Origin of the sequence: Aeromonas sp. HMWF017, assembly GCF_003061465.1 — a bacterium.
Lineage (GTDB): Bacteria > Pseudomonadota > Gammaproteobacteria > Enterobacterales > Aeromonadaceae > Aeromonas > Aeromonas veronii.
Map to the genome: position 1 here is coordinate 1 of NZ_QAJD01000077.1, position 13,212 is coordinate 13,212.

The following is a 13,212-nucleotide window of genomic DNA, read 5'->3' on the forward strand; positions in this document are numbered from 1 at the left end:
GGCATGGCGGGCGGGTTAGCAGGCTTTTCGACGAAGGCATTGATCTTGCGATCATCATCCACCGCCATTACCCCGAAGGCGCTTGCTTCACTGCGTGGCACCTCGATGCAGGCAACGGTCACCTTGGCGCCCATATTGACGTGGTCGAGCAGCATGGCGGCGTAATCCATCTTGTAGATGTGGTCGCCTGCCAGCACCACCACATATTTGGGGGCGTGATCGCGGATGATATCCAGATTCTGGTAGACCGCATCGGCGGTACCCCGATACCAGTTCACCTCATCCACCCGCTGCTGGGCAGGGAGCAGATCGATAAACTCGTTCATCTGGTAGCGCAGGAAAGACCAGCCCGATTGGAGATGTCGCAACAGGCTGTGGGATTTGTACTGGGTCACGACACCGACCCGACGAATGCCGGAGTTGATGCAGTTGGAGAGCACGAAATCGATGATGCGGAATTTGCCGCCGAAATGAACGGCAGGTTTTGCACGGTTGTCGGTTAACTGTTTGAGGCGACTACCCCGCCCTCCTGCGAGTACCAAAGCCATGGTCTCGTTCAGCAACTGTCTGGATTTTGCTGTATTGGCAGGTTGTAACAACATCTCATATCCCTTTGTAGATAAATCACTACAATGTTGCCTCCTTTGAGCCCTCAAGAAAGTGCTTTCAGTCACATTTTATGGTTTCTGACGTAATAAAATGACCTTTTTGTTATTAAAAATGACGGGTTGATCCGTCATTGCTTTCAATATGGTCAGTTGTCAATTGAAGCGAGCCGAGTACCAAAAGGGGCGGTGAGAGACCGAGAGGAGGGATGAAAAAGCCCCTGCCAATGGTTGGCAGGGGCCCGGTTCGTTGAGACCCGGTGAGCCGGGTCTGATTAACAAGGTTCAGGCTGCGTTGGCCAGTGGCTCCTCGCTCTTTTTCTGATAGGCCTGAGGGGTGAGCCCAAGCAGCTCCTGCACGGTCGAGGCGACGGTAATGGAGGAGACGGTGCCTACCAGGATCCCGGCAAACAGGGTGAAGGAGAAGCCGTAGAGGGCGTCACCGCCAAACAGCAACAGAGCTCCCACGGTAAACAGGGTGGTGCCCGAGGTAATCATGGTGCGACTGAAGGTCGCCTTGATGGCCACATCGGAGCACTCGTGGATCCCCATCTGGGTACGCGAGCTCAGCAGATCCCGCAACCTGTCCGAAATAACGATGCTGTCGTTGAGGGAGTAGCCGATCACCGCCATCAAACCGGCGATGATGTTCAGATCGAATTCGATCTGAAAGAGTGACAGCAGCCCCAGCGCTACGATGGCGTCATGCACTACCGAGAGCAGGATGCCGATGGCCTGACGCCACTCGAAACGAAATGCCAGATAGGCCGACATCGCCAGCGAAGCGACCAGCACCGCCAGCATCCCCTGCTGGAACAGCTCGGCACCCACCTGAGGACCGACGATGGTGGTGCGCAGCAACTCGACCGGCATCCCCAACTGCTGGGTCAGCATGGTGGCGAGATCTGCCGCGGGCCAGGGCAGTTCGTGGGGGGGCAGCTTGATCAGCCACTCGCCGGGAATACCGGCCGAGCTCAGCTCAATGGCTCCCGCCAGCGGGGAGACCAGCATGGCATTGAGCTCATGGGCCTCTTTCAGGGTCTGGATATGAAACTCCAGCAGGATCCCGCCGGTAAAATCGAGCCCCAGAGTGAGGCCGTTCACCAGCAAGATGGCGACGCTGGCCACGGTCAGCAGGATGGAAGCCCACAGGCCGATATAACGCCAACGGGTCAACCCCATGGCAACGATCATTCTCAACATAATTCTCTCCTTGGCCAGCTAGCATCAGGCTGTTGGCCCATCACGACGTGTCGCGACACGCCGGGAAATAGTGTTCTGCTTTGGCCGCCCCGGCCATATCCATGGCCGATGGCGCAGCCAAAGCCGCTCATCAGAGGGACTGCTGTCCCGTTACACCTTCAGCGTGCGCTCGCTGCTGCGTCCCCATAGGGGGTTGATGATGGCGCGTGTCCCCCAGATCCCGGTGATCATGCTGGAGAGCAGACCCAGGATGAGGGTGATGGAGAAGCCCTGCAGCGGCCCGGAGCCGATGGAGTAGAGCACCACGGCGCAGATGAGCGTAGTGATGTTGGCATCGAAAATGGTGTGGAAGGCCGAGCGATAGCCAAAGTCGATGGCGTTGGCCAATGAGCCCCCCTCTCGCAGCCGGTCCCTGATCCGCTCGAAGATCAGCACATGGGTATCCACAGCCATGCCCACCGTCAGCACCAGACCGGCGATCCCCGGCAGGGTCAGCACGGCGCCCGGCAGCACTGCCAGCATGCCGACCTGCATCAACAGGTTGGCGACCAGCGCCGTGATGGCAACCCAGCCGAATTTGCGGTACCAGGCCATCATGAACAGCATCATGCCTGCCATGCCGAAGGCCAGCGCGGTGAAGCCCGCCTCGATATTCTGCATCCCCAGCGTCGGGCCAATGGAGCGCTCCTCCAGGATCTTGAGAGGGGCGGTGAGGGCGCCGGCACGCAGCAGCATGGCCAGCTCCTGAGCTTCCGGCAGACTGCCAATGCCGGTGATGCGGAACTGGTTGCCAAGGGCGGTCTGGATGGTGGCGACGTTGATCACCTCGCTCTGGGCGCGCAGTTTGCCCTGAGCGTTGGTCTTGTACTCGGTGAAGACGGTCGCCATCGGCTTGCCCACATGCTGGCGGCTGAACTGGTTCATCTTGCTGCCACCCAGGGTATCGAGCACGATATTGACCTGGGGTTGACCCATTTCGCCCATATTGGCGCGGGCATCGACGATGTGCTCGCCGGTCAGCACCGGCTTGCGTGCCATGCCTACGGCCTGACCGTTGCGATCGGCGATATAGAAGTGGCTGTCGGCCTTGGCCTCGTAGAAGGCCAGCGAGGCGGTGGCCCCGATCACCTCTTTCGCCTGCTTGGGGTTGTGCACCCCGGGCAGTTCGATACGGATGCCATCCTGCCCCTGACGCACCACCGAGGCTTCGACGATGCCGAGCTCGTTGATCCGTTTTTTCAGGATCGACAGGTTCTGGGTCACGGCGTTGTTGACCAGCAGGGTACGCTCCGTCTCGCTCAGCACCAGTTTCAGATCATTGCCGGAGCGGGTCAGCTTCCACTGATCCTGACGGGTACCGGCACTCTCCTTGATGATGGCGAGCCAGCTCTCCTGTTCGGCGACCTCCGGCAGGGTGACGGCTACGGCGCCCTGTGCGCTGCGCGTGACGCTGGCGCCGCGCAGATTGGCTTCACGGAAGCGGGTGCGCAGGGTATCCACCAAATTCTTGGTCTGATTGTCGATGACAAAGTCCACGTCCACCCCGATCAGCAGCTGGGAGCCGCCACGCAGATCGAGCCCCAGCTTGATGGGGTCGGCGCCGAGGCGGGTGATCCAGGCTGGCGCGTTGGAGTGAAACTCCAGTGTCAGGGCAGCACTGTCGACCCCTTGCTGCTCCAGCAACTGCTTGGCGCGCTGCTGCTCGCCCTGACTGGCAAAGACCAGCTCGACCCGCTCGGGTTGCTCAATGACCTTGATCGGGGTCAGGTGTTTGTCGCTCAGCAACATCTGCTGCTGGGTGGTCAGGCGCTGCTGTCCGTGCAGGCCGAGGGAGGGCTGCTCACCGAAAAAGGTGGGCAGGGAGTAAAAGGTAAAGGTCAACAGCATCAACAGCAGCAGGGCGTACTGCCACTTGCTCATGCGGTTGAGAACGGTGCGATTGCTCTTTCTCATGGCAAACAAGCCTCTGTCAGGAGAATGGTGCCTGGGCCGATAGCAACAAGGCTCGGCAAGGCGCAAAAAATGGGATGCATCAGATGCGGATCATGCAGCTGCCGGATCCGTCAGGAAGAGGAGATGAGCAAACAGTGGATGTGCCAGCCCCTCCGGGGTCAGGCGCTCAGATAGCTCTGGGTGAAGCGGTATTGCAGATGTTGGCGCTGCAGATGGCGTCGGTGGATCGCGCCAAAGCGATCGCGAAAACTCTGTTTGTGATAGAGCTCGGGTGCCAGCATCAGCCAGCCGAGCAGCAACAGCAGGATGGCTTGGGCCGACCAGCTCTGGATCAGCTCGTAGACCACACTCTTGGGCTGGTTGTCACTGCGCAGGGATTGTTCGAGACGCAGCAGGTGATTCTGATGGCTGCCGACAAACTTGATGATGCCATCATCGCTGTCGCTAAGCTGATTGAACACCTGAGTCTGCTGCTGTTCACTCTGGGGAGATGCGGGTAGCAGCGGGCCTTCCATTCGGGCGATGGAACAAAGCAGGGTGAGGGCGATAACCAGAGTTACCAGCACCAGTTTTACTTTGTCGATAAGGCGCAAAAAGTTAATTCCCGATAAATAGAAAGGGCAAACTACCATAAGCGCCCGGTTTGAACAAGGTAGCCCTAGGCGCATGGCACCATTCGGTGCCGCTCGTCAGCTGCCGCTCATCTGCTTGAAGTCGCGTGCATAACCCTTGAGCAGGGAGTAGAGATGGGCCCGCTGAGAGATATCCAGCGACTGGCTCATAGCGCTCAGCCAGTTGACGGTACGCTGGCGCGACTGTTCGGTATAGCCGGTAAAGCGGCCATCCATCAGCCCATCCCCCTCGGCCAGCAGGTCGGTCAGTTCGCGGGTAAAGTCGGGACTCTGGCGCTGCTTCATCAACCTGTCCAGCTCCTGGGTCCAGGACTCCTGAAACTCGAGCCAGGGGGGCATCAGCTCGTATTGCCATTCGGCCCACTGGGCCACCAGTGGCGCCTGTGCCGGTTTCACCTCGCCAATCCAGAACTCGAGCCGCTTGTTCATCTTGTCGCGAAACTCCGCCAGCATCTGCTCTTTGGGCTCAGTGGCAAAGTCCTTTTGCCGCTCCTGTTGCCGCTTGACCCGATCGGTCATAAAGCGGGCCACCTGCTCATCGGTCAGGGTGCGCGCCAGCCTGACCGCGCGGGGGATAGTATTTTCCAGCGTGCGGGTCAGGCTCTGCTGCACCGCATCTAGGTTGGTCGAGATCTGCTCCGGCGTCATGGGGCTGGCCACCGCCTTGGCCAGTGCATCGAGATCCCTGGCGTAGCGAGGCAGCTCGTGCTGGCGGTGCCAGGCCATCAGCCCCTTCACTTCGCGGCTGAGCAGATCCTTCTGCGAATAGGAGAGGGCAAAGTAGTCATCCAGCTGCCAGATGATGGCGGTATCGAGCCAGTAGTAGATCACCCGGGTGGAGCAGCCGGTCAGCAGCAGGCCGATCAGCAGCAGACCCCAGCTTTTTGGCTTGTGCCAGCGCACCTTGTTTATCATCTGTTACTCCAGTCGTTGCCGGTTGATGGCGATCAGGGTGTCATAGTCGAGTGAGGGCTGTTGCTCTGCCATCAGCAGGGCCCAGAGCAGGCCGATATAGTCGACCCAGGGTAAAAATGCATCGCTCTGAAAATCGGGCCACTGGTGGCGCGGCACGGCCTGCAGATAGTGCGCTTCCAGCTCGTCGCGTCGCTCGGCGGGCCATTCATGGGTGCGCTGGATGCTGGCGAGCTCAAAGCCGGGGTGACCTGCCGCGCCATACTCCCAGTCGATGACCCAGGGTTTGCTTCCCAACAAGTTAGCCGGATTGAGATCATGGTGGCAAGGGCGCCAGCAATCATTTGGCTCACTGCTGGCGAGCAAGCCCCGCTCCAGGGCGGGCAGCCAGGAGGGAATGTGGGCCAGTCGGGCGCGATAGCCTGCGGCGTGGGCTCGCACCGCCATCACCACCGCAGGCAGCGGCAGGCGATGGAGCTTGCGCAGCACCTCCGCCAGCAGACGGGGCTGATCGGCTGCCGGTGGCGCCGCGTGTACCCAGTTTGGCTCATCGCACCATTCGAGCAGCATCAGACCGCTGGCGGGATCGCCATAGTGGCAAGGCAGCGCTAGTCCTTCGGCTATCGCCCCCTGATAAAGCTGCCACTCGGTGGGGCGGTCGATGCCAAGGCGCATCGGGTCGGAGTGGCCCTGACGCAAAAAGTAACTGCGCCCCGAGGGGAGGCGCAGTCGATAGTTGCAGTTGGTCAGGCCTAACCCGAGTGGTTCCAGCTGCCCCTCCCGCCAGGGGGCGGGCAGGCTGGCCAGTAGCGGATCACGGTTGCCTGTCTGCGGGAGCCTGTTACCAGCCAAAGGTGGATTTCTTCGCCTGCTTGCGGATCTCTTTCTGATCGGCCCACAGCAGTTCGCCGTTTTGCAGATCCATCAGGTTCATGGTCATCTGGTAGTAGACATCCTTCACCTTGCCATTGTCTTTGACGATGCTGGCGAGGTTGCCATAGACCATGTAGCGGGCACCGGTCTGCTTGCCCAGGCGCACCATGGAGGCAGGATCCACCATGCCGCTGCTCTGCTGGTATTCGAGCTGCTGCTTGACGGCGGCCACCTTGCTCATGTCGACGAAGCGGAACTTGCCAGCCCGCAGCAACTTGGTGCGGATGGTATCGGTGATGGCTTCGGTATCGATGTGCTCGGAGGTCTTGTTGCGGATAGAGTCCATAAACATCACCGGACGACCGCCTGCGGTGATCTCGCTGGTGGCAGGGGATGCGAGCATGGAGTCCGCCATCTTGTCGGCGATGGCCTGCAGATCGCTTGAGCCGTAATCGACGGTGACGGTTTCAGTTTCAGTAGGATCGCCATAGCTGACGGTGGTGCTGGAGCAGCCGCCCAAGAGCAATGCAGAGGTCAATATCAGCAGGGCATGATTCATTTTCATCAGTAGGATTCCTCAATCACTTCGCGTACGTAAATCCGGTAACCCTGCGCCGCCGGGCTGGGCGCCAGGGCCGAGAGGGTGCGGGTCTGATAACCATGCAGCTTGATGGGGGTCCAGCCGCGGCCATCGCTGGCGACCTCCTGACCGGCCTCATCATACCAATAGAAGATATATTGCAGCTTGTTATCGCCGCGCTGGGTGCTGGCGGCGGCCACATTGACTTGCAGCAGGCCATTTTGCTGGCGGCGGCTCAGCTCGGTCAGGGTAACGTTGACGTTTTGATGCTGCTCCAGCGTCGGTGCACCGCCCGCCGGGCCATAGAGCGCCACGCCGGAGGTGTTGGTGGCGCAGCCGGTCAGCAGCAGCGCGAGCCCGAGGGCCAACCCGTATGCTTTCATCTTGCTCTCCTTAATCGGGGTGAGTGGGGCCGCGTGTGAGCCTGCCCGGTTAATTGTCTTGCTCATCTCTCTTCGCCATCTGCTTAGAGCGGCATCACCCGGGTGGTCAGACCGGCGCCGAGGCGCTGTACCCAGACCAGGGTGGTGCGTCCCTTGTGGATGGTGAGCGGCAATTGCCGCTGCGCCGCCCCTGCGCCCAGGGTGAGATTGATGTCACCTGCCGGCACCATTCCCTGCCAGCTCGATGCCTGCGCTGGCAGCGTCAGCCAGCTGCGGGTATCGGCCCGCTCCGAGAGGGTGTTGAAGATCCCCACCAGAATATTGCCCACATCCCCTCCCTCTTTGGCGGCGGTGCGGCGCATCTGCTCCTTGGCCACCAGTCGCAGCGCCTGGCGGGTCAGCATGCCGGGCAGCCGCTCCTGCAGATCTTTGGCGGCCAGCGCTTCCAGCCTGACCAGCTCGCTGGTCTGCCAGGCCCGCTTGCCGACTTCCACCGTCAGCGGGCCGGTGTCGCTGGCCCGATTATCGTAATAGGGGATGGCGACGGTAAAGGTGCGAAAATCGCCGCGGGAGGTGGAGATGGGGAGCGGCAGGAACAGTTCGCGCCGTGCCGGGATCAAACCATCTTCAAACAGCACCACCAGTTGGCCTTGATCTTTTTCAAGCGGCGGTGCTTTGCGGCCTATCTTTTTCTCGGTCTCGCGGATCTCGTCCGGTGAGCCACGCAGCCGCGCCAGACGCAGCAAGGCATCTTGCAGGCTGCGGTTGTCCGGCGCTATCTGGTAGCCGCGCTGATAGTCGACCCAGGCATCGTTGAGATCCCCGGCCGCCTCATAGAGCACGGCGGAAAAATAGAAGGTGTAGGCGTTCTGAAAACCGTTTTTGACCTTGCCGATCAACCGGTCGAGATCCGGTGCGCCGCGCGACATCAGCTGGCGCATCTCGCCTTCTGCTTCGGCCTCTTCGCTCTCATCCTTCGCCTTGCGCACCTCATCGGCTCGCCGTTTCAGGGCCTGCTCCTGCACCTGATTGGCCCGGCGCACCTCCACCAGGGCGCCCTCGGCATCACCCCGTTGCAGATAGTTGAGGGCCAGATAGTGGTGCAGCATGGTGCGTTCGTAATCGGGAGTACGATAGGCCATCGACTGGTCGTTGGTGAGCAGACTGCCCACCTGATCCAGACCGTGGCTCAGCCGGTATTCGGCCTGATTGTCTTCCCACTGAAGGCGGCTGTCGGCGGCGGTGAACGCCTGCTTGCTGCCCGCATCCTGACCCGCCAGCCAGGCAATGCGCCCCTGTTCGAGCCGATCCAGCACAAAGGTGTCATCCCCAAGGGTCGAGTCGCGCACTTCGGGCAGCGCCTCGGCGGCATGGCCCAGCAGCAGCTGGTTGCGCAGGGGCACCATCTGATCGGAGTAGGAGACGAACATATCCTGCCAGCGGGAGGCGCAGCCTCCCAGCAACAGCAGGGCGCCGCAGAGCAACAGGGCGCTGCGGCAGGTTGAGGCGTTGCGATTCATTACAGGCTGAGCAGCGGTCCCAGCGGCTGGCCACCGACCAGATGCATGTGGATGTGGTAGACCTCCTGCCCGCCGTGGCGGTTGCAGTTCATGATGAGGCGGTAGCCATCTTCGGCGATGCCAGCCTCGGCGGCCAGTTTGCGGGCCACGGTGAACATCCGGCCAAGGGCCAGTTCATGTTCGGCTTCCACGTCATTGACGGTGGGGATCAGCACATTGGGGATGATCAGAATATGGGTCTTGGCCTTGGGCTGGATATCCCGGAATGCGGTGACCAGATCGTCTTGATAAAGGATGTCGGCGGGGATCTCTTTACGGATGATTTTGCTGAAAATGGTTTCTTGCGCCATGGCTAACTCCCTTATATGAAACAGAAAATTGAACTAGAACCCCAAGCGGCTCCCGAAAGGGGGGCGAGCAGCACGCCAAGTGTGACACAAGCCGACATTTGACACAGCTGATGTCCCATTCCCTTCAGTTATTGTTAAAAATACCGATAGCCAGAGGGACGTCATCTGCAGCGCCTGTTCAGGGGGGTCTGCAGGGTATCAAAAGGACGGGGTACTCAGGCAAGGGACTTTTGCATATACAGCGGGACAATAATGAAACAAACAATGTCGGATCTCTCCATCTTGCAGCGAGTCTACCTTGGCTTCGCGATCCTGGTGGCCGTGATGGTGGCCAGTTCACTGCTCACATTTCGTAGTCAGGAGACCCTGGGGAACGCGCTGGAGCAGGTTACCCAGCAGTCTATGCCGCTGGTGATTGCCAGCAGTCAGACCCAGATCACCCTGCTCAGCGCCAACAAGTGGCTGGGGGATGTGCTCACCGAGCAGGACCCCAAACAGCTGCCGGCCGAAGTGGCCGAACTGAAACAGGCCAAGGCTGCGGTGGGCAAGAGCCTCGACGTCTTGCGCCAGCAGGTGGCCCACCACCCCGAACTGCAAGGGGAGATGAGCAGCCTCAGCCAGCAGGTCGACAGCTACCTGCAACTGACCGATACCCTGCCAGGCGAACATGAGGCGCTGCTCACCCGGCTGCACAAGGTCAATCTGGCCAAGGGGCAGTTTCAGGTCAGTCTGCCCCAGTTCAAGAAGAGTCTGGGTGACATGATGGTCACCATCGACGACAGCTTTATCAAGATGCTCTCCGAGACCCTGACCACCAAGCTTTCCGCTATCGAACTCTCCACCATGGACGCCCTCAATCAGACCATTCCGGCCCCCATCGAAGGGGCGCTCAAGCGCAACAAGATGCAGATCGAGGGGTTCAACAGCACCATCAAGGATCTGCAGGGGGAGCTGAAGAACTTCGAAAACGACATGGGTCACTATGTTCACGGCTTTGTGCGCGACACCACCGCAAGCGAAGGCGTGCTCTCCCAATATCTGGCGCTGATGAAGCAGCAGGAGCAGATGCGGGAGAAGAGCAAGCAGGCTAGCGCTCTCATCGTCGAGATCCAGAACCGGCTTGAGCGGATCACCGGCCAGAGTCAGCAGCTGATGAGTCAAAGCATTCAGCACGCCAAAGCCACACAGAGCCAGAGCACCCTGACCCAGGGAACCAGCATCGTCGTCGCCATCATGATCGCCATGCTGGTGGCTTATACCTTGGGCAAGGCCATTCGCCGTCCGCTCAGGGAACTGCTGCGGGTGCTGACTGAAGTGACTCAGGGCGACATGACCCAGCGCATCGGTTTTCAGAGCAAGAACGAATTTGGTCAGCTGGGCAGCCAGATCAACCTGCTGATTGCCCAGATGGGTGAGGTGCTGGCACAGCTTTCACAAGCGTCTGCCCAGCTTAACGATGCCGCCCACGGCAATCGCCATACCACCGAATCAGTGCGGGCGGATCTGGAGAAACAGCGGCAGGAGACCGCCTCGGTCGCCGCCGCCATGACCCAGATGGAAGCTTCGGTGCGGGAGGTCGCGCAGGCCGCCAACCAGACCCTGGAGCGGGTGCAGGATGTGGAGAAGGCCTCCGAGATGGGGCGCAAGGTGATGGCAGGCAATATCACCACCACTCATCAACTGGCGGGCAAGCTGCAACAGACCGGCAAGGTGATTGGTGATGTGAGCGCCATGAGCAGCCAGATCGGCAACATCCTCGATGTCATTCGCGGCATTGCCGAGCAGACCAACCTGCTGGCCCTCAACGCTGCCATTGAAGCGGCGCGGGCCGGCGAGCAGGGGCGTGGATTTGCGGTGGTGGCGGATGAGGTGCGCAGTCTGGCGGGCCGCACCGCGCAATCCACCAGCGAGATCCAGACCATGATCGAGAACCTGCAGCAGGGGGTTGCCAAAGCAGTAACCGTGATGCAGGAGTGTTCCCGCGAGATGGACAGTTGCGTGGATCAGAGCTCCCACGCCAACAACGCCATGGAGGAGGTGCAGGGGATTGTGGTGCTGATCAGCGACATGTCGAGCCAGATCGCCTCTGCCGCCGAGCAGCAGCAGGCGACCAGCGCCGATATCGCCACCAACCTCAACCGCATCTCCGATATCTCGGATCTCAACTACCAGGGGATCGAGCGGGTGGCCGAGACCAGCCAGCAGCTGGACTCCCTCGCCGAGCAGCAGGAGAGCCTGGTCAAGCGCTTCCGCCTCAGCGCCTGATGGTCGAGAGTTGAAACAACAAGGCCCCGCAGATGCGGGGCCTTCTCTTTATTACGGTAGTGGCAAGGGGATCAGGCGTAGGCAATCGCGCCCTTGCCGACCCCTTCATAGGCGACAATCTTGACGAACTTGTCGCCCACCATCTTCTTCACTTCGCGGGCGATATAGCAGGCCAGCAGCTCGACCGTGGTGTCGGTGTCGATCATCTCCACCTCGGCGCTGGGGATGGCCAGCTGGAACAGCCCTTGCGGCGCCACATATTTGAAGCCGGTGTGATGCTCGCCAAGCTGGGCATTGGCGCGGGGGCTCAAAGCGAGCTCGGTCAGCGCCACCTTGTCCTCCTCGGTGCCAAGGTAGATATCGCCCCAGCGTTCGGCCCAGTTGAGCTCAAGCTCCTGGTCGCGCTCACCATCGACGTGGATCTCGATGGGAGAGCGGTGGCCGTGGGCGATACGCTGGCAGTTGCCATCGTGCTTTTTCAGGCCGTGGCTGTAGTGGTAGAAGGCACCGGTGATCGCCTCCTGACGCAGGGTCAGGGAGAGATCCTTGATATTGCCCGGCAGCCGTTTGGCCAGTACCGCCAGCAGGTAGCGGGTCACCGACTCTTTATCAACTTGCGGGGCCGGGATAAAGGCGAAGCCCTGGGATGGGCAGCGCAGATGGATGGAGCGCCCCGGGCGCAGCAGATCCACTGTGCTTTCGTCACCATCCAGTGTCTCGACGTGGATCAGCGGGCACTCGGTCGGCACCAGCAGCTTGTGGTCCACCTCTTCATCAATGATCGACTTGATCAGCTTCTTTACCCGGCCAAAGTCCAGCAGCATGCTCATTTCGTTGAGCTCACCGCTCATTTCGATATCTACCAGCCAGCTCTCACCCACCATGCCGCGGCGTTCGCACAGGTAGCTGGAGTCGATCACGGTCAAATCTCTTACAAATAACTTCATCAGTCAGGCCTTGCTACAGAGAAAGGGCAGTTTTGCGCTATTATGACCCGCGATTATCGGCAAAGGAACTGGAACCCCCCATGAACAAACTGCTTATCAAGAATGCCACCTTGGTCAACGAAGGCCGTATCTATGCCTCCGATGTGTTGATCGAGGGGGAACGGATTGCCCGCATCGCCCCGGATATCGAGGCGCCCGATGCGCTGGTGATCGATGCCGCAGGTCGCCACCTTATCCCCGGAATGATCGATGATCAGGTCCACTTCCGGGAGCCGGGATTGACCCACAAGGGGACTATTGCCAGCGAATCCCGCGCCGCCGTCGCCGGTGGCACCACCAGTTTCATGGAAATGCCCAACGTCAATCCCCAGACCACCACCCTCGACGCCCTCGAAGCCAAATACCAGATCGCTGCCAACTCCTCCGTCGCCAACTACAGCTTCTATCTCGGAGCCACCAACGACAACCTTGCAGAGATCAAGCGTCTCGACCCCAAGCAGTCCTGCGGGGTCAAGGTGTTTATGGGCTCCTCGACCGGCAACATGCTGGTGGACAATCAGGAGACCCTGGCGGCCATCTTCCGCGAAAGTCCGGTGATGATCGTGACCCACTGCGAAGACACTCCGACCATCGCCAAGGCCGAAGAGGCGGCGCGGGCCAAGTGGGGCGAGAATGTGCCGATGGGCGAGCACGGCCGCATTCGCAGCGACGAAGCGTGCTACAAATCCTCTAGCATGGCGGTGGCGCTGGCGAAAAAATACGGTGCCAAGCTGCACGTGCTGCATCTGACCTCGGCCAAGGAGCTGTCGCTATTTACCGCCAGCCACGATCTGAGCGAGTTGAAAGACAAGAACATCACCGCCGAGGTGTGCGTTCACCACCTCTTCTTCAATGAAGCCGATTACGAGACCCAGGGCAGCCTGATCAAGTGCAACCCTGCGGTGAAGAGTGCTGCCGACCAGCAGGCGCTGCTGGATGCGGTACGCAAC

Annotated in this window: 13 protein-coding genes; 2 read left to right on the top strand and 11 right to left on the bottom strand. The window is 60.3% G+C overall.

Going from position 1 to position 13,212, the window contains the following annotated elements; all coding sequences use genetic code 11:
* The 10 genes from DBR30_RS07575 to hinT all read right to left on the bottom strand — a co-directional run.
* The coding region (locus tag DBR30_RS07575; protein ID WP_181363518.1) for a sugar phosphate nucleotidyltransferase at nucleotides 1–602 on the bottom strand (602 nt) is incomplete at its 3' end.
* A gap of 288 nt (nucleotides 603–890) precedes the next feature.
* Nucleotides 891–1,808 (bottom strand): protein translocase subunit SecF, encoded by a 918-nt coding sequence (gene secF, locus DBR30_RS07580; protein WP_181363519.1) that lies wholly within the window; start codon nucleotides 1,806–1,808, stop codon nucleotides 891–893.
* A gap of 150 nt (nucleotides 1,809–1,958) precedes the next feature.
* On the bottom strand, nucleotides 1,959–3,761 hold the full coding sequence (gene secD, locus DBR30_RS07585) for a protein translocase subunit SecD (RefSeq protein WP_108541945.1): 1,803 nt from the start codon (nucleotides 3,759–3,761) through the stop codon (nucleotides 1,959–1,961).
* Between the two features lie 158 nt (nucleotides 3,762–3,919).
* Complete coding sequence (locus DBR30_RS07590) at nucleotides 3,920–4,354, bottom strand: hypothetical protein (RefSeq protein ID WP_005334044.1); 435 nt, start codon at nucleotides 4,352–4,354, stop codon at nucleotides 3,920–3,922.
* A 96-nt stretch (nucleotides 4,355–4,450) separates the two neighbouring features.
* A complete protein-coding gene (locus DBR30_RS07595) occupies nucleotides 4,451–5,308 on the bottom strand; it encodes a DUF6279 family lipoprotein (protein WP_108541944.1) in 858 nt (285 codons plus the stop codon).
* A 3-nt stretch (nucleotides 5,309–5,311) separates the two neighbouring features.
* Nucleotides 5,312–6,157: a choline/ethanolamine kinase family protein gene (locus DBR30_RS07600; protein WP_108541943.1), complete on the bottom strand. Its 846-nt coding sequence runs from the start codon at nucleotides 6,155–6,157 to the stop codon at nucleotides 5,312–5,314.
* Nucleotides 6,147–6,743, bottom strand: coding sequence for a penicillin-binding protein activator LpoB (gene lpoB / locus DBR30_RS07605; RefSeq protein WP_005334041.1), 597 nt, complete (start codon nucleotides 6,741–6,743; stop codon nucleotides 6,147–6,149). Before lpoB ends, DBR30_RS07600 begins: the two co-directional genes overlap by 11 nt.
* Complete coding sequence (locus tag DBR30_RS07610; RefSeq protein ID WP_005334038.1) at nucleotides 6,743–7,141, bottom strand: YcfL family protein; 399 nt, start codon at nucleotides 7,139–7,141, stop codon at nucleotides 6,743–6,745. Before DBR30_RS07610 ends, lpoB begins: the two co-directional genes overlap by 1 nt.
* An 83-nt stretch (nucleotides 7,142–7,224) precedes the next feature.
* Entirely contained in the window at nucleotides 7,225–8,661 is a 1,437-nt protein-coding gene (locus DBR30_RS07615; RefSeq protein WP_181363520.1) for a COG3014 family protein, read from the bottom strand.
* Nucleotides 8,661–9,011, bottom strand: a complete 351-nt coding sequence (hinT, locus tag DBR30_RS07620) for a purine nucleoside phosphoramidase (RefSeq protein ID WP_005334033.1) — start codon at nucleotides 9,009–9,011, stop codon at nucleotides 8,661–8,663. The genes DBR30_RS07615 and hinT overlap by 1 nt, the downstream gene beginning before the upstream one ends.
* Before the next feature lie 252 nt (nucleotides 9,012–9,263).
* On the opposite strand from hinT, the gene DBR30_RS07625 reads away from it, so the two are divergent.
* Complete coding sequence (locus DBR30_RS07625) at nucleotides 9,264–11,276, top strand: methyl-accepting chemotaxis protein (RefSeq protein WP_108541941.1); 2,013 nt, start codon at nucleotides 9,264–9,266, stop codon at nucleotides 11,274–11,276.
* Between the two features lie 71 nt (nucleotides 11,277–11,347).
* On the opposite strand, the gene DBR30_RS07630 is transcribed toward DBR30_RS07625, so the two are convergent.
* Nucleotides 11,348–12,223, bottom strand: a complete 876-nt coding sequence (locus tag DBR30_RS07630; RefSeq protein WP_181363521.1) for a 6-pyruvoyl trahydropterin synthase family protein — start codon at nucleotides 12,221–12,223, stop codon at nucleotides 11,348–11,350.
* A gap of 80 nt (nucleotides 12,224–12,303) precedes the next feature.
* Between DBR30_RS07630 and DBR30_RS07635 the strand changes: the two genes are divergently transcribed.
* Nucleotides 12,304–13,212, top strand: a 909-nt coding sequence (locus DBR30_RS07635; protein ID WP_258224334.1) for an amidohydrolase family protein, incomplete at its 3' end; no start/stop codon positions are given.

What these genes read in the sequence shown, in the direction of transcription:
- lpoB (WP_005334041.1), bottom strand. Translation starts at nt 6,743, where the DNA reads ATGAAAATGAATCATGCCCTGCTGATATTGACCTCTGCATTGCTCTTG.
- DBR30_RS07625 (WP_108541941.1), top strand. Translation starts at nt 9,264, where the DNA reads ATGAAACAAACAATGTCGGATCTCTCCATCTTGCAGCGAGTCTACCTT.
- secF (WP_181363519.1), bottom strand. Translation starts at nt 1,808, where the DNA reads ATGTTGAGAATGATCGTTGCCATGGGGTTGACCCGTTGGCGTTATATC.
- secD (WP_108541945.1), bottom strand. Translation starts at nt 3,761, where the DNA reads ATGAGAAAGAGCAATCGCACCGTTCTCAACCGCATGAGCAAGTGGCAG.
- DBR30_RS07630 (WP_181363521.1), bottom strand. Translation starts at nt 12,223, where the DNA reads ATGAAGTTATTTGTAAGAGATTTGACCGTGATCGACTCCAGCTACCTG.
- DBR30_RS07595 (WP_108541944.1), bottom strand. Translation starts at nt 5,308, where the DNA reads ATGATAAACAAGGTGCGCTGGCACAAGCCAAAAAGCTGGGGTCTGCTG.
- DBR30_RS07610 (WP_005334038.1), bottom strand. Translation starts at nt 7,141, where the DNA reads ATGAAAGCATACGGGTTGGCCCTCGGGCTCGCGCTGCTGCTGACCGGC.
- hinT (WP_005334033.1), bottom strand. Translation starts at nt 9,011, where the DNA reads ATGGCGCAAGAAACCATTTTCAGCAAAATCATCCGTAAAGAGATCCCC.
- DBR30_RS07615 (WP_181363520.1), bottom strand. Translation starts at nt 8,661, where the DNA reads ATGAATCGCAACGCCTCAACCTGCCGCAGCGCCCTGTTGCTCTGCGGC.